We start from the raw sequence: 15,753 nt of genomic DNA, 5'->3' as shown, positions 1-15,753 counted from the left end.
CTTACCGGCGCAGCTCGATGACGGTCTGGCCCACGCGGATCGGGGTGCCGGCGGGGACCGGGGTGGGGCCCTCGACCTGCGACGAGCCCAGCCACGTGCCGTTGGTGGAGCCGAGGTCCTCCACGTACCAACCGCCGTCGGCGGGGAAGATCCGCGCGTGCCGGGTGGAGGAGTAGTCGTCGTCGAGGACGAGGGTCGACGACGGCGCCCGGCCCAGCAGGATCGAGTTCTCACCCAGGCGCAGCGTCGTCCCGTTGAGCGGGCCCGCGGTGACGACCAGGCGCGTGGGGGCGCCGCGCTTGGCGCGCGCTCCCCGCCCAGGGGCGGCTCCGCCGTCGGGCGCGGCCTTGGCGCTCGAGCGACCCATGAGGCTGCCGCGCGCGAGCACCCGCGTGCCCGAGATGTCGCGGCGGAGCACGCCGATGGCGGCGAGCACCAGCAGCCACAGCAGCACCAGGTAGCCCAGCCGGATCAGCGTGACAACCAGCTCGCTCACGCGATCGCCTCCATCACGTGATCACTCCGAATCGTCGGTCCCGGTCCAGAACATGATGCGGGTGCGGCCGATCGTGAGGGTGTTGCCGTCCACCAGCGTGGCGGCCGGGACGCGGTGGCCCTCCACGAAGGTGCCGTTGGTCGAGCCCATGTCCGAGGCGATGACGCCGTCCGGGGTGACGCGGATCTCGAGGTGGCGGCGGGAGACGCCGGTGTCGTCGACGATGATGTCGGCCTCGCTGCCGCGGCCGATGACCGTGACCGGGCCGGTGAGCAGGTAGCGCTGGCCGTCGATGTCGAGGATCGGGTGGCGGCGGCTCGGGGCGCTGCCGGTGGCCGGCGCCACGGCGCCGCGGCGGGAGGAGGACCGGACGCGGAAGGAGCCGGTCGGCTCCTCGGTCTCGGTGAACGTGACCTCGACCGGGCCCACGAACACATACCCCTGCTCGCGCGCGTGGTCCTCGGCGGCGGCGACCATCTCCTCGGCCAGGGCGTCCGCGCCCCAGTCCTGGATCTGGTCGAACTCGGTCGGTCCCAGCTCCACGGTGAACGTGTTCGGCACCACGGTGCGGCCGCGGGACAGGGCTGCGGTGCGCTCGTCCATGTCGCGGCGGATGGCCGCGGCGATGTCCACCGGCTTCAGGTCCGGCTTGAACGCCTTGGAGAACGTGTTGCTGAGGGCGCGCTCGACACCCTTCTCGAACCTGTCGAGAACCCCCATGTGGCGCCCCTCCTTCCGCTTCGCTGGCCCGCGCGAGCCACGACGGCTGCGCACACACGTGTGCACGCTCATCGTAAGCGGGGAATCGGTTCGCCACCGGGAGGCACGGCGGAGGGACAGGGGATGACCGGTGGCCGCGGTGTGAACGGCGGCGCCACCCCCACCCCGACCCTCCACCCCCACCTCCACCCCACCCCCACCTCCGCCGGTTCGAGGTAATCCGCCACCTCGCCGTGGTTGCCCTTTACCTCGACCCAGCTCGACGGCGGGGACGCGCTGCCGCGGTCGAGGTATTGCGGCACCTTCTGGCGGCCGTTGATTACCTCGATGCGATCGGAGCCGCGGGGGCCGCCGCGAGCTGCGAAGCGCGCCGGAGTCCGCCGGAGTCCGCTGGGTTCGAGGTATTCCGCCGCCTTCCGGTGGCCGTCGATTACCTCGAACCGCCGGATGGGGGCATCGCGGGGCGTCGCGGGGCGTCGCGTCGCGTCGCGTGGGGGGCATCGCGGGGCATCGCAGACCTGCACCGGCGGGGGTCGAGGTAATTCCGCACCTTGCGGTGGCTGCCGTTTACCTCGACCGCGGGTGAGGGGGTACGCGTTCCCCGAGTGGCAACCTCAGTTGCGGGGGATGTTGCGGAGGTTGGACCGGGCCATCGAGACCGCCTCGCCGGCACCGCCGTTGAGGACGATCTTGCTCAGCGCCGTCGCGAAGCCGAACACCTGGTCGCGCGTGATCTTCGGCGGGATCGACAGCGCGTTGGGGTCGGTGACGACGTCGACGAGAGACGGGCCCTTGTGCGCGAGCGCCGCGGTGAGGGCGTCGCGGACCTCCGTCGGGTCCTCGACGCGGCGGGCCTGCATCCCCATCGCGGACGCGATCGCGGCGTAGTCGACGCCGGGCACGTCGACGCCGAAGTCGGGCAGCTTGTCCACGAGCATCTCCAGCTTGACCATGCCCAGCGTGGAGTTGTTGAAGACGACGACGGTCAGCGGCAGGTCGTACATCACCGCCGTCAGCAGGTCACCGAGCAGCATCGAGAGCCCGCCGTCGCCGCTGACGGCGATCACCTGCCGGTCGGGGAAGGCGAGCTGGGCGCCGATCGCATGAGGCATGGCGTTCGCCATGGTGCCGTGCTTGAACGACCCGATCAGCCGCCGTCGACCGTTGGGGTTGAGGTACCTGGCGGTCCACACGTTGCCCATGCCGGTGTCGGCCGTGACGATCGCGTCCTCGCTCGCCACCTCGTCGAGGACCGAGGCGGCGTACTCGGGATGGATCGGGCGCAGGTGCTCGACGTCCTTGGTGTAGGCGCCGACGGCGTTGTTCATGAGCTTGTCGTGCTTGTCGAGCATCTTGTCGAGGTAGCGCCGGTTCTTCTTCTGCTTGACGAGCGGCAGCAGCGCTCGCAGGGTGGGCTCGACCTCGGCGTGCACCGCGACGTCCACGGTGGTGCGGCGACCGATGACGGCGGCGTCGGAGTCGACCTGGGCGGTGCGGACCTCCGGGAGGAACTGGTCGTAGGGGAAGTCGGTGCCGAGCAGCAGGATGAGGTCGGCGTCCTCGAGGCCCGCGGCCGCGGCGCCGTAGCCCAGCAGGCCGGTCATGCCGACGTCGTAGGGGTTGTCGTACTGGATGACGTCCTTGCCGCGCAGGCTGTGCCCGATCGGCGCCTTGATCTTCTCCGCGAGCTCGACGACGAGATCGTGCGACCCGGCCGCGCCGAGCCCGACGAACAGCGCAACCTTCTTGGCGTCGTCGATCGCGTCGGCCAGCGCCTGCAGCGCCTCCGGGGCCGGGGCGAGGACACCCTTCTGGACACGGCAGAACGGCGGTGCCTCCGCCGTCGCGCGCTCGTCGGCGATGTCGCCGGGGAGGGTGACGACGGCGACGCCGCTCCTCGCGAGCGCGTGCGTGATCGCGGCGTGCACCACGCGGGGCGCCTGATCGGTGGTGCTGACCATCTCGGAGTAGACCGAGCACTCGTTGAACAGGCGGTCGGGGTGGGTCTCCTGGAAGTAGCCCTGCCCGATCTGGACGCTGGGGATGTGGCTCGCGATCGCGAGGACCGGTGCGCCGGTGCGGTTCGCGTCGTAGAGACCGTTGATGAGGTGCAGGTTCCCGGGGCCGCAGGAGCCCGCGCAGACCGCGAGCTCGCCCGTGAGCTGGGCGTCCGCGGCTGCGGCGAGCGCCGCCGCCTCCTCGTGGCGGGTGTGGATCCAGTCGATCCCGCCCTTGGCGGACCCGCCGGTGCGGCGGACGGCGTCCACGACCGGGTTGAGGCTGTCCCCCACGATCCCGTAGATCCGCCTGACGCCGGCGGCCTGGAGCTGACTGATGAGCTGTTCGGCGACCTTCATTCCCCGACGCTACGCGGAGCCGGGGAGTTCTGCCCAGGGCTTGGGCGACGCACGGGCGTGGGCGTGCACACAGGCTCGGTATGAGTGCATCGGCGAGGGGTGTCCGTGCGGTGGTGGCTGCGGCCGTGCTGGCGTTGCTGGGGGCGTGCTCGCTGCCGTGGGTGGTCGGCGGGCCGGGTGAGCGGGTCGGCGAGCAGGTGGGCTCGTGGTCCCAGGCGAACACGGACAGCTGGGTCGACGGGATCGCGCCGATCGCTCCGGTCCTGCTCGCCTCGCAGGAGCAGGTCGAGGAGTGGGTCGCCGCGCACGAGGGTGCGGCCGAGGCCGGCGTCCTCGAGGTGCTGCAGGCGGTCGACCTGAGCGAGAACGTGCTGGTGGTCGGCGGGTACCCGCGCTGCCAGGAGACCAGCGCCGTGATCCTCGTCAGCGAGACCGAGGTGGCCTTCACGGTGATCTCCGGCGACGAGCAGATCGCCTGCGCCTGGTCGCCGTACACGGTCGACGCGTGGGCCGTGCCTCTCGAGCAGACCGACGGCGAGGTGCCGACGCTGCTGACAGCGGAGGATGGGTGACGAGCCCTCGCTCGATGCCCTGGCGCTCTGGTGCGCTCCCGCGCCTGGGACGGCTGAAGCATGGGTGCGCAGCGCAGTCCCGGACGTGAGTCGCATGCCGCCCGCGTGCTACCCTGCTACCCGCTCATCGGCTTGGGAAACCAGGCAGATGGGAGCACCACGCGCAAGTGGCGGAATAGGCAGACGCGCACGGTTCAGGTCCGTGTGCCCGAAAGGGCGTGGGGGTTCAACTCCCCCCTTGCGCACACCACAGGATCGGCGGAATCCCAACGGAAGTAGGGGTTCCGCCGGTCCTTTTTCATCCCCATCTGCCATCCCATCCGCCTTTGTGTCCCGACGCGGCGCGCCGCAGTGACGTAGCCGCAATCGTGTTGGAGCGGTGGCTACGAGTAATGCACCAACCCACTCGCAACCGGAACGGCAGGACCCTGAGCGGATCACGACGGCCGAGCAGGCGAGGCAGGCAAACCGCCACCATCATCGCTGCCGACGTCGCCCTCCTCGCGGCGGCCGCCATTCTCGCCATCGTGACGGCATTCGTGGCCTGGCAGCCCGGGGCCACTCGCCGCTCGAGACTGGTTGTGGGACGGCCGTGCTCCGTTTTGTGGCTGCATATGCCGGGTCTGCTCGTCTCGTCATCGGCTTGATCAAACTCTGCGTCAACCTTGCGTATTCGTGCCTCAAGCCGGCGACCGTCGGGGGAGCTAGCCGGTCTCGGCTCATCCTGGGTGGTCGTTGGCCAGCCGTTTGTCGAACGCCAGGGCCGAGCCGGCCCCCACCGATGGAGGCCGGGAAGCGTGCGATCACCGGAGCGCGTCTACAAAAGTAGACAATCGTCTACTATAGTGGAGAGCAGGACGGAGGTAACCATGGACTGGACTAACCCCATCTCAGCGGTGTTTCCCACCCTGGAGGGCGTCGTGCTGGAGCACCTGTGGCGAGTCAACGAACCACGCACCGCAGCAGATGTGTATCTGGTCACCCGTGCGGGGTCGCTCAACGGGATCCGCAAGGCACTTGAGCGTCTGACCGAACAAGGCGTCGTCGACATGCGTCCCGTCGCCAACGCCTACCTATATTCGCTGAACCGTGACCACCTCGCCTACCCAGCCATCGACGCAGCCCTGGCCGCCTACGATCCCGTCGCGCAACTGCACCGACGTATCGCGGAGCTGGTCGCTGACCACACCCGAACCCTCCCGGCCGAGCCGACTGTCGCAATCTTCGGATCCGTCGCCCGCGGGGAGGCGACCACGCAGTCTGACCTCGACCTGCTGATGCTCGTCGACGACGACACCCCCGAGGATCTCATCGAGCACCTAGAGGCCGATCTACGCGAGCAGGGTGAGCGGTGGACCGGGAACCAGGTGCAGGTGTTCCGCCGCACGTTGTCGTGGCTGGCCGAGGCGCTAACGAACGACGACCCGTTGCTGAAATCGTGGAAGGCAGACGCCCAGACCGTGCACGGTGAGCCCGTGCAGCAGCTGCTCGCGGGTGGTGGCGCATGAGCGCGCGCGGTGGCCGCCGACGCCGAGTAGACGCCGCGTACGTGACGAAGCGCGCCCAGACGGCGCGGACGTTCCACGCCGCCGCCGGTCTAGCTGCCGAGGAGAGCGACTGGCACCAGGCCGCCGCCGCCCTGTTTGTCCTCGCCGGGATCGCGGCCGCCGACACCATCTGCGGCAAGGAGCTCGGTCAGATCTCGCGAGGGCAGGACCACCGGCAGGCCACAGCGCTGCTGAGCGAGGTTAAAGACACCGAGAGGGCTGTCGCGGCGCTAGCGAACCTGCTCGAGGTCAAGGACGAAGCGCACTACAGCTTCACCGTGACCGCTCAGGAGTTCACACGCGCCAGGCGATCCGCACAGACACTGCTCGACGCAATGGAGTCGCGGCTGCTCCGCTGAGAGCGGATGGTTCACCACCAGCTGAACCGCCACCGCCACGCCGGCCGCGCCGCCCCACCTCGCGAACAGGCGAACAGGCCCGCGGCGCCACGACGAGTACGACGACCCGGGCCCCGACGAGACGAGCGCGATCACGAACGCGAACGCGACGAAGACGACCAGCGCGAGCACGAGCCGCAGGAACAGCAGCACGATGAGGCCGAGACCGACGTCGGGGGCCGCTGTCGCGGTCGCGGACGAGCCTGAGGCGGAGACGCAACAGCTAGGGCATCTGCAGGCCCTCGCACCTATTTGGTTACACGCCCGGCGAGCGACAGCGAGCAGCTCACCGGCCGCCGCAGGCGGCACCTACCGGGGGTGCCAAGACGTAACCCCAACCCGCACCGACCGCCGAGCGCTGCCCAACAAATCTCGCAACCTTGGGCTGGCGCGATTCCACGCCGATGCCGACAAGCTCAAGGACGAGCAGCTCCCGACCCGATACGTGGTGTTCCGCGACTGGGTCCCTGGGCCTGTCGGTGACCGCCAACTGAGTTTCACGTTCTTCCCTGGCCTCGTGGCTTGATTGAAGCGGGCCTCTCGCGCTCATCTGACGGTCCATCTGCTGCTATCTGCGCATCCGTGCACCTCCAGATGCGTGGGTCCCTCCGTTACGCGCATGTCGCGCCGTGGGGTTCAACTCCCCCCTTGCGCACAGCGTGACTCGAGTCGCGACACCGTTGACAGACGGGGTCGCGACTCGAGTCGTTTCTGGGAACGTCGCCCGAAAGCGGCGAGGCGCGTCGGCAGTCGGCGTCGAGGGCTACTCCACGCGGTAGCTGAGCATCACGGTCCCGGCGCTGGTGGCGACGTGCGACTGCAGGTGCAGGCGTCGCGGGTCCGGGAGGCCCCGGAACAGCCGCTTGCCCGTGCCGAGCAGCAGCGGATGGATGAAGAGGCGGAACTCGTCGACCAGGTCCAGCTGCATCAGCTCGTGCACCAGAACCCCGCTGCCCAGCACAGCGATGTCGCCCTCGCCGGTGCTCTTGAACGAGCTGACGGCGGGGCCGAGCTCGCCGTCGAGCACGGATGCTCCGTGCCACGCCAGTTCGGTGAGGGTGCGTGTCGCGACGTGCTTGGGCGCCTGGTTCAGCGAACGCGCCATCGGGTTGTCGTCGGGCTGGTGCGGCCAGAACGCCGCCATCTTCTCGTAGGTGCGCCGGCCGAACAGGTAGGCCGAGGTGCTGTCCGTGCCGCCGGCTGCCACCGCCTCGTGGATGGCCGGTGCGTAGGGCGCACCCCAGCCGCCGTGGGCGAAGCCGCCGTCGGTGTCTTCGTCGGGCGAGCCCAGGCCCTGCATGACCCCGTCGACGCTCAGGAACTCGATCACCACCAGTGTTCTCATGGCACCCATCGTGGGCGCGCGGCGGGGTGGCTGGCTTGAAGAAAATCGACCGGTGCCCTGCGACACTTTCTGACATGGAGGGCCAGCACAGCCTCGAGCTCGTGCGACACCGCGTCGCACCCGTGCTGCGCGGGCTGGTGGCCGGGATGGTCGGCATGTCGGAACGGAGCGCCGAGCGGGTTCACCGCCGCCAGCCGGCGGGCACCGTGGTACCCCTGGTGCTCTCGTTCGGTGATCCGCTGCGGATCGACGCCCTGGCGGACGGCGCGGGCGCGGGGCGGGCGTACGGCTCCTTCGTCGCCGGTCTGTCCCAGGGGGTGGCCGCCAGCTCGTTCGTGGGTGTGCAGCGCTGTGTCCAGGTCTATCTGACGCCGACCGGCATCCAGCAGATCCTCTCGGTCCCGGGCAGCGAGGTCGCGCGCCAGGTGGTCACTGTCGCCGACATCTCGGCGGCGCTGGGCGACCACCTGGCCGAGCAGCTGCACGACGCCGGCTCCTGGGAGGCGCGCTTCGCGCTCGTCGAGGATCTTCTGCTGTCACGCCTGGCCCGAGCCGACCCGGCGCCCGACTGGGTGCGCTGGATGTGGAGCGAGATCGCGCGCAGCGCCGGAAGGGTCGCCATCCGGGACCTCGTCCGCGCCAGCGGCTGGAGCCACCGTCACGTCTCGACCACCTTCGCCCGCCATGTCGGACTCGGTCCCAAAGAACTGGCCGGCGTGGTTCGGTTCGAGAGCGCGAGCGCCGATCTCGGCAGACGACCACTGGCCACGATCGCTGCCGAGCACGGCTACGCCGACCAGAGCCACTTCGCCCGCGAGGTGGCGCGGTACGCCGGTGAGACGCCGACCCAGCTGCTGGCGGCCCGCCGTCCGACACCCGCCACGCAGCTCGTCGCCGCCCGCACCCTGAGACCGACCGGCTGAGCCGGGCAGCGGTCAGGTCACGACCAGGTGCTGCCGGCCGTCGAGGTGCTCGCGGGCCATGTCGAGGTGGCCGGCATGCACCGAGGTCTCCTCCAGGACCCGCAGCAGGACCTCCCAGCCGCTCGCCAGCCGGGGACCGCCGAACATCTCTGACGGCGGCCACCACGCCGGCGGTGCGTCGAGGTCGGCCTCCGCGAGCACACGGTTGCCGCGATCTGCCTCAGCCCGGTAGGTGGCGCGCAGCTCCGGTCCGGGGAGCGGCGGTGCCGTCCACCCGTCGCGCAGCCGGCTGATGGCGACCTGGTCGGCACCCAGCACCGCCTGGAGCCAGAAGATCTCGACGTCGTGGAGCAGATGGCTGACCATCGACCGCGGTGTCCAGCCCGAGGGGGCGACGACGGTCCCGAGCGCTCGTTCGTCGAGCCCCTCGATCGTCTGCAGGACGTGCTCCCGGCCCGCCTCGAGCCGGGTCAGCAGGAGGTCGCGCGCCAGGCGCGGTTCCGCATCCGTGCGGTCCTCGGTCACGTGGGCTCGTGGAGCGGTCGGATCTCGACGCCGCCGTGGCTCGCCGCCGACTCGTGCAGCCGTTCCGCCCACCCGACCACCTCGTCGAGGTCGCGGGCCTCGATCACGTAGTAGCCGCCGATGACCTCCGTGGACTCCACGAACGGGCCGGTGGTCCGCGTGCGCCGACCCGTCGCGTCGGCGCGCAGGGTGGTCGCCCGCTCGGCGGGCCCCAGCTGGCCGGAGGCGAGGACCCCCGGACCGGCCGCCGCCACCAGGTCACGATGGCCCGCGTCGATCGCGGCCTGCTCCTCGTCGGACATGCCGTCCCACGCCTGCTCGTTGCCGTAGATCAGCACCAGGAAGGTTGTCATCTCGTCATCCTCTCGTCAGGCCCGTCGGGCCGTTTCGGTGATGACGCATGATCGGACTCGGTTTCGACTCGGCGGCACACCTCACCCGGTCTCCTGCACGGCGAGGGTGAACCGGTAGCGGACGTCGTTCCGGCGCAGACGGTCCAGCGCCGTGTTCACCTCCGTGAGCGGGAGGACCTCGACGTCGGCAGTGATCCCGTGCTCGGCGCAGAAGTCGAGCATCTCGCGCGTCCCGGGAACCCCGCCGCTGCCCGCCGAGGCCAGGCTCTTCCGGCCGATGAGGAGGGCGAGCGGATCGAATGTCGGCTGCCCGCTCATGCCGACGATGCAGAGGGTCCCGTCGAGCCGGAGGGCGTCGAGGTACGGGTCCAGGTCGTGCTGGCCGGATGCGGTGTCGAGGATGAAGTCATGGCCGCCGCGCTCGGCGGCGAGCTCGCCGGGTCGGGTGCTGACGACCGCGCGCGAGGCGCCGAGCCGCATCGCCTCGTCCGCCTTGGCGGCCGTCGTCGTGAAGACGGTGACCTCCGCTCCGAGCGCCGCCGCGAGCTTCACCGCCAGGTGTCCCAGTCCACCGAGCCCGACGACGCCCACCGCCGTGCCCGCGCCGACATCCCAGCGTCGGAGCGGCTCCCACACCGTGACGCCGGCGCACATCAGGGGCGCAGCTCCCGCCGGGTCGAGGCCGTCGGGCAGCGCGTAGGCGAACCGCTCCCTCACGACGTACTCGGTGGCGTACCCGCCCTGAGTGGTCGTGCGGTCGTGCCGGTCCGTGCCTCCGTAGGTGAGCGTGGGGAACTCTCGGCAGTAGTTCTCCTGGCCGGCCACGCACATGTCGCAGTCGCCGCAGCTGTCGACGATGTTGCCGACGGCGACCCGATCGCCGGGTGCGAGCTGCGAGACGCTCGCACCGATCGCGCGGACGATCCCCACGAACTCGTGCCCCGGGACGAGCGGAGCCGGGCCCTGGTGCCCGCGGATGGCATCGAGATCGGAGTGGCACACCCCGCAGTGCGTGACCGTCACGGCCACGTCGTCGTCGCGGAGCTCTCGACGAGTGATCGTGATCGGCTGCAGCGGGTGTCGGACGAGAGGGCGGCGTAGGCCGTTGCCGAAGCCATCCCTAGATCAGCCGGCCTGGACGGCGGGCAGGGCTGGTGAGGTGTCGCGTGGTCATGGGGTCCGTTCCTCGTCGTGGGGTCGGTGTGGTTCGCACCGGGTCAGGGCGCGAAGGTGCGCTGCGCGGTCTCGCGCAGGATCGCGCGCCGCCGCTGATGCTCGGACTCGTCGTCGTCCGGCGCAGCCGCGACGAGGACGCTGGCGGGCGACCAGGTCAGACTCAGGCCGATGGCGAGCTGATACGCCTCGGCCGGGCTGTACCGGTCCGTCACCACGCCCTGCGCCTGGGCGAGCGCGATGCTCTCCAGCATCGGGCCGAGGTGGTCGTTCATCTGCTCCGAGAGCAGGCCCGCCGGCACCCGTTCGAGTCGCATCCAGGTCGCGAGCCGCACGTGCGTGGGGTCCTCGAGGTAGAAGTCGTACAACCGCACGACGTAGTCGGGCAGGTCGAACCCGTCGACACGGATGAGCTGAGCGATCGCGGCCAGGTGTCGGGCGAAGACCAGCGCGAACAGGTCGTCCTTGTTGCCGAACCAGGCGTAGGACTGCGCCTTGTTCACGCCCGCAGCGGCAGCGATCCGGTCGACGCGCGCCCCGGCGAGACCGTACTGCGCGAACTCCGCGGTCGCTGCGTTCAGGAGGCGCTCCCTGGACGCCTGGCCGTCCCTGGTCGAAGCGGATGTGGTCACGCGTCGAACGTAGTAACTATCTAGTTGGTTGGCAACGACACTCGGCGGAGTTACTCACCCGTAGACCAGGTGTGTACATACACACCTGTCACATACTGCACACTAAGCACATTCGGCACATCCGACACGCCCACATCTGGGATCCACATGACATCGGGGGATGACATGACACCGCCACGACTCCTTGGCCAACGCCTCTTCGTGCGTGCGGCCGCTGCCGCTTTCGTGGGGGTGCTGATCACCGCGGGCATGAGCGCGCCGTCGGATGCCACACCGACCGAGCCTCCGACGCAGGAGCAGGTCACCGAGGAGGGCACTCCGGAGCCGTCACCCACGCCGACGTCCACGCCCACGGCCGACCCCGGTGGCGAGCCCACCACCGAGCCGGCGCCCGAACCCACCGACCCGGCAGAGCCGGGTGAGGAGACCACCGAGCCGGACGCCGTCGTCGTCGACGAGGGCGCTTCGACGGACAGGACCGAGGTGACCACCACCCAGGTCGGGCCGCAGTCCCTGACGGTGATGGCGGTGCCTCTGCTGGTCTCCCCGCTGCAGCCCGGGGTGTACCGCATGACCTCCCCGCAGGGCCCTCGGTGCGCGCCGACGGTCAACGCCTCCCTGGCACACATGGGTCAGGATCTGGCCGCACCGCTGGGCACCCCGATCTACGCGATCGCGGCCGGCACGGTGAAGACGGCCAAGCCCAACGCGGCCGCAGGTCAGTGGATCGTCATCGAGCACGTCATCGACGGCAAGATCATCACCAGCTCCTACTCCCACTCCCGCAACGCCACCGAGTTCGTGCGGGCCGGCGACCGGGTCGTCGCGGGGCAGCGGATCGCCACGGTCGCCTCCACCGGTGTCTCCACCGGACCGCACCTGCACCTCGAGCTCTGGCAGGGCCGGTACGGCGAGGCTGCCGGCGGCAAGGTCCTCAACCCCGACACCTGGCTCGCCGCTCGTGGCGTCTCGCTGCGTGCCGGGGCGATCTCGGTGAGCCAGCCCAAGGCACCCGCCTCCTGCACCTACTGGGCGCAGGGAAACACCAGCTTGCGCGCCGCTCCGTCGTCGACGGCGGCGGTCGTCACGACGGTCCGGTCCGGGACCGTGCTCACCACCCCCGGGGCCGGTGTGAAGACGAACGCGTTCATCCAGGTGACCACCCCCAACGGCGTCCAGGCCTGGGCCCCCGCGTCGCAGGTCTCCCCGCAACGGGTGGCGGCGGCACCGGTCCCCTCGCACGTGCTCCACCGCGACTACACCGGGGACACGTTCTCGGACGTCCTCGCCGTGGACGCCTCCGGCGCGCTGCGCCTGTACGCCGGCAACGGCGCGGGCGGCTGGTCCGCCTCCCGCGTGGTCGGTTCCGGGTGGAAGACGTTCCGCATCCTCGCGGCCAACGACGCCAACGGCGACGGCAAGGCCGACATCTTCGGCATCGACGCCGCCGGCCGGCTGCACCTCTACCCCGGCCGGGGCAACGGCTCCTTCGGCACCCGCCTCTCGTTCGGGCCCGGCTGGTCGTCGATGGCCCAGGTGTTCTCGCCGGGTGACTTCGACGGCGACGGCCGGAGCGACGTGGTCGCCGTCGACACCAGCGGCCGCCTGTGGCTGTACAAGGGCAACGGCAAGGGCGGCTTCCAGTCCGGGCGCACCCAGATCGGGCACGGCTGGGGTGCGTTCACCCAGGTTCTCGCCGGTGGCGACGTGAACCGCGACGGCCGCCCCGACATCCTCGGCGTCGACCGGTCCGGGCGCATGTTCGCCTACCTCGGCAACGGCTCCGGCCGCTTCGCCGGCGCCCGCCAGCAGGTCGGCACCGGATGGGCCAACCTGCGGGTGCACTCCGTGGGCGGCTTCGACGCCGACGGCCTCGACGACTACCTGACGATCGCCCCCAACGGCGCCATGTACCTCTACCGCGGGTCCGCCAAGGCCTGGGTGCAGTCGCAGCAGAAGATCGGGCAGGGCTGGTTCAGCATGCGGCTGGCCTGACCCGCCGGGAGCTGCGGCCCTGCGTGAGCGCGGGGCCGCAGAAGGCCGCCCGACCGCCCGGCGACGCTACCCGCGGTCGAAGGCGATCCGGAAGCCCTGGTTGCCGGACGCCGAGTCCGGGGTGTTCTGGGTGCGGGCCGCGACCCGGTACCGGTTGCAGTAGGAGTCGTGGCAGAGGTAGGAGCCGCCGCGCATCACGCGAGCCTCGCCCTGGCTCGGGCCCGTGGGGTCGGTGAGCGGCCCGGCGGGGTGCTGGGTCTCCCACCGGTCGGCGACCATCTCCCACACGTTGCCGGCGACTCCCTGCAGCCCGTAGCCGTTGGCGGGGAACGCGTGCACCGGGCAGGTGCCGCGGTAGCCGTCTTCCACGGTGTTCTTCGTGGGGAAACGGCCCTGCCAGATGTTGCACATGTGCACGCCGCCCGGCGTGAGCTCCTCGCCCCACGGGTAGCGGGCCTGCTCGAGCCCGCCGCGGGCGGCGTACTCCCACTCGGCCTCGGTCGGCAGCCGGCCACCGGCCCAGGCCGCGTACGCCTCGGCGTCGCGCCACGAGACGTGCACCACCGGGTGGTCGGCGCGCTCGGCGAGGTCGGAGCCTGGCCCCTCGGGCGCCTGCCAGGTCGCGCCGGTGACCGCGCACCACCACGGCGTCTGAGCCACGCGCTGCGACGCGGCCCGCAGCGCGGCCGGCAGGAACGCCGCGAACACGAACGACCAGCCGATCTCCTCGGCCTCCGTGACGTAGCCGGTGGCGTCGACGAACGCCGCGAACTGCGCGGTGGTGACCGGCGTCGCGCCGATCGCGAACCGCGAGAGCCGGACCTCGCGGACCGGCCCCTCGCCGTCGAGGGGGTTCGCGTCCGGATCGGCGCCACCCATGAGGAACGACCCACCGGGGAGCTCGACGGCGGGAGTCACGTCCCGCTCGAGGGTCCCGTTCCGGTCCGCCGACGGCGGAGCGGTCGCCGGCGCTGTGGCGCCGGCTGTGGGGGTGGTGGCCAGCGTCACGGCCGCCCCGCGACCGGGGGCGCAGCAGGAGTCGCTCACGGCTTCGAGGGTAACGCCGGGCTCAGGACTGCTCGGCGGGGGCGTCCGGCTCGGAGGTGGGCGAGTCCGGGTCCTCGTGCCGACGAGGCCAGAACGCCCACGTGACGAGGAAGGCCGCGCCGATGGTGAGGGCGCCGAGGATCACCGGGTTCTGGAACCCGGCGACGAGGTTCGCGATCCCCGGGACGTGGCCGTGCACGAGACGAACCGCCTCGGCGGTGTAGGGGTGGACGTCCGGGTCGGCGTTGGCGTCACCCTGCATGGTGAAGGTGACCAGGTCGCCATCGGTCTCGAGGATCTCCGTGACCCGGTGCGTGACCGGGAGCTGGCCGGGGCGGTCGACCGTGACGACGTCACCGACGTCGATGTCGGTCGCGGGCACCTCCTGCACCAGCGCCACCGAGCCGGCGGGGATCGCCGGTGCCATCGACCCGGTGCTGAACATGATCAACGACATGTTCATCGTCCACCCGAGGATGACGAGGACGATGCAGCCGAGGCCGAGGAGCGCGAGGACCGTGAGCAGCATCGAGCCCAGCCGTGTGAGGATGCGGCGCGGCAGCGGTGCCGCCACGGTCGCTGAAGCAGCCCGGTGGCGGGCGGTCACAGCCATGCGCAGTTGCCGAGGAGCGACGTCAGGACGTTCACTCTGGCACGCAGAGAACCGCTCGTGAGGGTGGGTGTGTCTGCGCGGATCTCCAGCGTGTAGCTCCCGATCGCGAGGAGGCTCAAGGAGATGGTCAACGATCGGTCGCTGCCGACGGAAGTCCAGTCACGGGCGACGCCGCCAGTAAGGAACAGGACCCGATAGGAGTATGTGATCGGAACGGCTGACACGCGTGGCGATGCACTCCAGGTCGCGTTGAGTGCGCCGAGCGACACGCCACATGTGTTCTGTACCGGCGTCGCGAGGCCGGCCGTCAAGGTCGCGGCCCGCGCGTGCTCGTGGTCCTGCCACGCTGCTTCGGTGGCGCCGGTGCTCTGGGTGGCCGAGAGCGCGGCGACGAGCCCGAGCGCGGCGAGCAGCGCCGCCACCTGCCGTCGCACGCTCCTCCGGCCGATGCCGGGCCGGGCGCTCATGTGAGCTCCCGCCGCGATCGCCGGCGAGCCAGTCCGGCCAGCGCCACGCCCGTGAGCGCGGCCGCGACGGCGAGGGCGGCCTGCCCGACCACGGCTGCGCCGGTGTCCGGCAGCGAGCCGGCTCCGGGCGCCGGAGCAGCGGGCACCGGAGCACCCGGATCGGTGCCGGTGCTGAGCTCTTCGCCGACGCCGTCGGCGGTCAGCTGCAGGGTCGCCTGGGCGGCGTCGGCCTCACCCACCATCGTGACCGTCACGCGGTACCAGGGGTCGCTCCCGGCGTCGGTCGAGCCGAGCGTGCTGCTCTCGCCGACCGTGACCGGCGCCTCGAGCAGCGGGAGCTCGCCGGACGAGCAGCCCTCCGCCGTCCAGCGCTGGTCGCACCGGGAGACCGCGACCTCGAAGGCGCTCGCGGTGGCGTCGAGCACCCGGAGAGAGACGTCGACGGTCGCCTCGCCGGCGGTGATCACGCTGACCCCGACGTCCCACGTCGCGGCCCGGCCCGGGGCGAGCGCGGCCATGGCGTCGCTCGTCACCGAGACCAGCTGCAAGTGCTCGCCGGTCACGACCTGCTCCGCGGTGGCTGCCCCAGC

At 71.0% G+C, this 15,753-nt stretch carries 17 protein-coding genes and 1 tRNA gene; 6 read left to right on the top strand and 12 right to left on the bottom strand.

Translation table 11 applies throughout. The annotated features are described in order from the left end of the window. Nucleotide 1 precedes the first annotated feature (1 nt). From GPA04_RS14415 to GPA04_RS14405, 3 genes are all read right to left on the bottom strand, one after another. Nucleotides 2–496: an FHA domain-containing protein FhaB/FipA gene (locus tag GPA04_RS14415; protein WP_156224874.1), complete on the bottom strand. Its 495-nt coding sequence runs from the start codon at nt 494–496 to the stop codon at nt 2–4. Nucleotides 497–517: 21 nt separating this feature from the next. Continuing rightward, nucleotides 518–1,216 (bottom strand): FHA domain-containing protein, encoded by a 699-nt coding sequence (locus tag GPA04_RS14410; protein WP_156224873.1) that lies wholly within the window; start codon nt 1,214–1,216, stop codon nt 518–520. A 614-nt stretch (nt 1,217–1,830) separates the two neighbouring features. Further along, nucleotides 1,831–3,573 (bottom strand): pyruvate dehydrogenase, encoded by a 1,743-nt coding sequence (locus GPA04_RS14405; protein WP_156224872.1) that lies wholly within the window; start codon nt 3,571–3,573, stop codon nt 1,831–1,833. Nucleotides 3,574–3,653: 80 nt separating this feature from the next. Here GPA04_RS14405 and GPA04_RS14400 point away from each other — a divergent pair, with 80 nt between their 5' ends. The 4 genes from GPA04_RS14400 to GPA04_RS14385 all read left to right on the top strand — a co-directional run bounded on the left by GPA04_RS14400 (nt 3,654) and on the right by GPA04_RS14385 (nt 6,051). Continuing rightward, nucleotides 3,654–4,145, top strand: a complete 492-nt coding sequence (locus tag GPA04_RS14400; RefSeq protein ID WP_156224871.1) for a hypothetical protein — start codon at nt 3,654–3,656, stop codon at nt 4,143–4,145. 161 nt (nt 4,146–4,306) lie between these two features. Further along, nucleotides 4,307–4,390, top strand: a tRNA-Leu gene (locus GPA04_RS14395). 624 nt (nt 4,391–5,014) lie between these two features. Next, entirely contained in the window at nt 5,015–5,653 is a 639-nt protein-coding gene (locus GPA04_RS14390) for a nucleotidyltransferase domain-containing protein (protein ID WP_156224870.1), read from the top strand. Further along, nucleotides 5,650–6,051, top strand: a complete 402-nt coding sequence (locus GPA04_RS14385; protein ID WP_156224869.1) for a hypothetical protein — start codon at nt 5,650–5,652, stop codon at nt 6,049–6,051. Before GPA04_RS14390 ends, GPA04_RS14385 begins: the two co-directional genes overlap by 4 nt. Nucleotides 6,052–6,853: 802 nt before the next feature. Here GPA04_RS14385 and GPA04_RS14380 read toward each other — a convergent pair. Then, nucleotides 6,854–7,435, bottom strand: coding sequence for a dihydrofolate reductase family protein (locus GPA04_RS14380; protein WP_156224868.1), 582 nt, complete (start codon nt 7,433–7,435; stop codon nt 6,854–6,856). 74 nt (nt 7,436–7,509) lie between these two features. On the opposite strand from GPA04_RS14380, the gene GPA04_RS14375 reads away from it, so the two are divergent. Next, nucleotides 7,510–8,358: a helix-turn-helix transcriptional regulator gene (locus GPA04_RS14375; RefSeq protein WP_156224867.1), complete on the top strand. Its 849-nt coding sequence runs from the start codon at nt 7,510–7,512 to the stop codon at nt 8,356–8,358. Nucleotides 8,359–8,370: 12 nt separating this feature from the next. Here GPA04_RS14375 and GPA04_RS14370 read toward each other — a convergent pair whose 3' ends face one another. From GPA04_RS14370 to GPA04_RS14355, 4 genes are all read right to left on the bottom strand, one after another. After that, nucleotides 8,371–8,883 (bottom strand): mycothiol transferase, encoded by a 513-nt coding sequence (locus tag GPA04_RS14370; protein ID WP_241680811.1) that lies wholly within the window; start codon nt 8,881–8,883, stop codon nt 8,371–8,373. Beyond that, nucleotides 8,880–9,236, bottom strand: coding sequence for a YciI family protein (locus GPA04_RS14365; protein WP_156224866.1), 357 nt, complete (start codon nt 9,234–9,236; stop codon nt 8,880–8,882). Before GPA04_RS14365 ends, GPA04_RS14370 begins: the two co-directional genes overlap by 4 nt. Before the next feature lie 81 nt (nt 9,237–9,317). Then, a complete protein-coding gene (locus GPA04_RS14360; RefSeq protein ID WP_241680810.1) occupies nt 9,318–10,259 on the bottom strand; it encodes an NAD(P)-dependent alcohol dehydrogenase in 942 nt (313 codons plus the stop codon). A 194-nt stretch (nt 10,260–10,453) separates the two neighbouring features. Then, nucleotides 10,454–11,041 carry a TetR/AcrR family transcriptional regulator gene (locus GPA04_RS14355; RefSeq protein WP_156224864.1) on the bottom strand — a complete coding sequence of 196 codons (588 nt, stop codon included), beginning with the start codon at nt 11,039–11,041 and terminating at the stop codon, nt 10,454–10,456. A gap of 165 nt (nt 11,042–11,206) precedes the next feature. Between GPA04_RS14355 and GPA04_RS14350 the strand changes: the two genes are divergently transcribed. Then, a complete protein-coding gene (locus GPA04_RS14350) occupies nt 11,207–13,036 on the top strand; it encodes an FG-GAP-like repeat-containing protein (protein WP_156224863.1) in 1,830 nt (609 codons plus the stop codon). A 66-nt stretch (nt 13,037–13,102) separates the two neighbouring features. On the opposite strand, the gene GPA04_RS14345 is transcribed toward GPA04_RS14350, so the two are convergent. Genes GPA04_RS14345 through GPA04_RS14330 form a run of 4 tightly spaced genes read right to left on the bottom strand, consistent with a single transcriptional unit; the run spans nt 13,103 to nt 15,726 of the window. Further along, a complete protein-coding gene (locus tag GPA04_RS14345) occupies nt 13,103–14,083 on the bottom strand; it encodes a formylglycine-generating enzyme family protein (RefSeq protein ID WP_156224862.1) in 981 nt (326 codons plus the stop codon). A 22-nt stretch (nt 14,084–14,105) separates the two neighbouring features. Then, nucleotides 14,106–14,696, bottom strand: coding sequence for a signal peptidase I (locus GPA04_RS14340; RefSeq protein WP_156224861.1), 591 nt, complete (start codon nt 14,694–14,696; stop codon nt 14,106–14,108). Further along, nucleotides 14,687–15,163 carry a hypothetical protein gene (locus GPA04_RS14335; RefSeq protein WP_156224860.1) on the bottom strand — a complete coding sequence of 159 codons (477 nt, stop codon included), beginning with the start codon at nt 15,161–15,163 and terminating at the stop codon, nt 14,687–14,689. Before GPA04_RS14335 ends, GPA04_RS14340 begins: the two co-directional genes overlap by 10 nt. Further along, nucleotides 15,160–15,726 (bottom strand): hypothetical protein, encoded by a 567-nt coding sequence (locus tag GPA04_RS14330; protein ID WP_156224859.1) that lies wholly within the window; start codon nt 15,724–15,726, stop codon nt 15,160–15,162. The genes GPA04_RS14335 and GPA04_RS14330 overlap by 4 nt, the downstream gene beginning before the upstream one ends. Between the last annotated feature and the right edge of the window lie 27 nt (nt 15,727–15,753).

The sequence above is a fragment of the Pseudactinotalea suaedae genome (assembly GCF_009733815.1).
GTDB lineage: Bacteria > Actinomycetota > Actinomycetes > Actinomycetales > Beutenbergiaceae > Pseudactinotalea > Pseudactinotalea suaedae.
This window is presented reverse-complemented; position numbering and strand designations above follow the sequence as displayed.

Excerpts from the sequence above, each read along its gene's own strand:
- GPA04_RS14410 (WP_156224873.1), bottom strand. The coding sequence starts at position 1,216 with ATGGGGGTTCTCGACAGGTTCGAGAAGGGTGTCGAGCGCGCCCTCAGC.
- GPA04_RS14405 (WP_156224872.1), bottom strand. The coding sequence starts at position 3,573 with ATGAAGGTCGCCGAACAGCTCATCAGTCAGCTCCAGGCCGCCGGCGTC.
- GPA04_RS14400 (WP_156224871.1), top strand. The coding sequence starts at position 3,654 with ATGAGTGCATCGGCGAGGGGTGTCCGTGCGGTGGTGGCTGCGGCCGTG.
- GPA04_RS14390 (WP_156224870.1), top strand. The coding sequence starts at position 5,015 with ATGGACTGGACTAACCCCATCTCAGCGGTGTTTCCCACCCTGGAGGGC.
- GPA04_RS14385 (WP_156224869.1), top strand. The coding sequence starts at position 5,650 with ATGAGCGCGCGCGGTGGCCGCCGACGCCGAGTAGACGCCGCGTACGTG.
- GPA04_RS14380 (WP_156224868.1), bottom strand. The coding sequence starts at position 7,435 with ATGAGAACACTGGTGGTGATCGAGTTCCTGAGCGTCGACGGGGTCATG.
- GPA04_RS14375 (WP_156224867.1), top strand. The coding sequence starts at position 7,510 with ATGGAGGGCCAGCACAGCCTCGAGCTCGTGCGACACCGCGTCGCACCC.
- GPA04_RS14365 (WP_156224866.1), bottom strand. The coding sequence starts at position 9,236 with ATGACAACCTTCCTGGTGCTGATCTACGGCAACGAGCAGGCGTGGGAC.
- GPA04_RS14350 (WP_156224863.1), top strand. The coding sequence starts at position 11,207 with ATGACACCGCCACGACTCCTTGGCCAACGCCTCTTCGTGCGTGCGGCC.
- GPA04_RS14340 (WP_156224861.1), bottom strand. The coding sequence starts at position 14,696 with ATGGCTGTGACCGCCCGCCACCGGGCTGCTTCAGCGACCGTGGCGGCA.
- GPA04_RS14335 (WP_156224860.1), bottom strand. The coding sequence starts at position 15,163 with ATGAGCGCCCGGCCCGGCATCGGCCGGAGGAGCGTGCGACGGCAGGTG.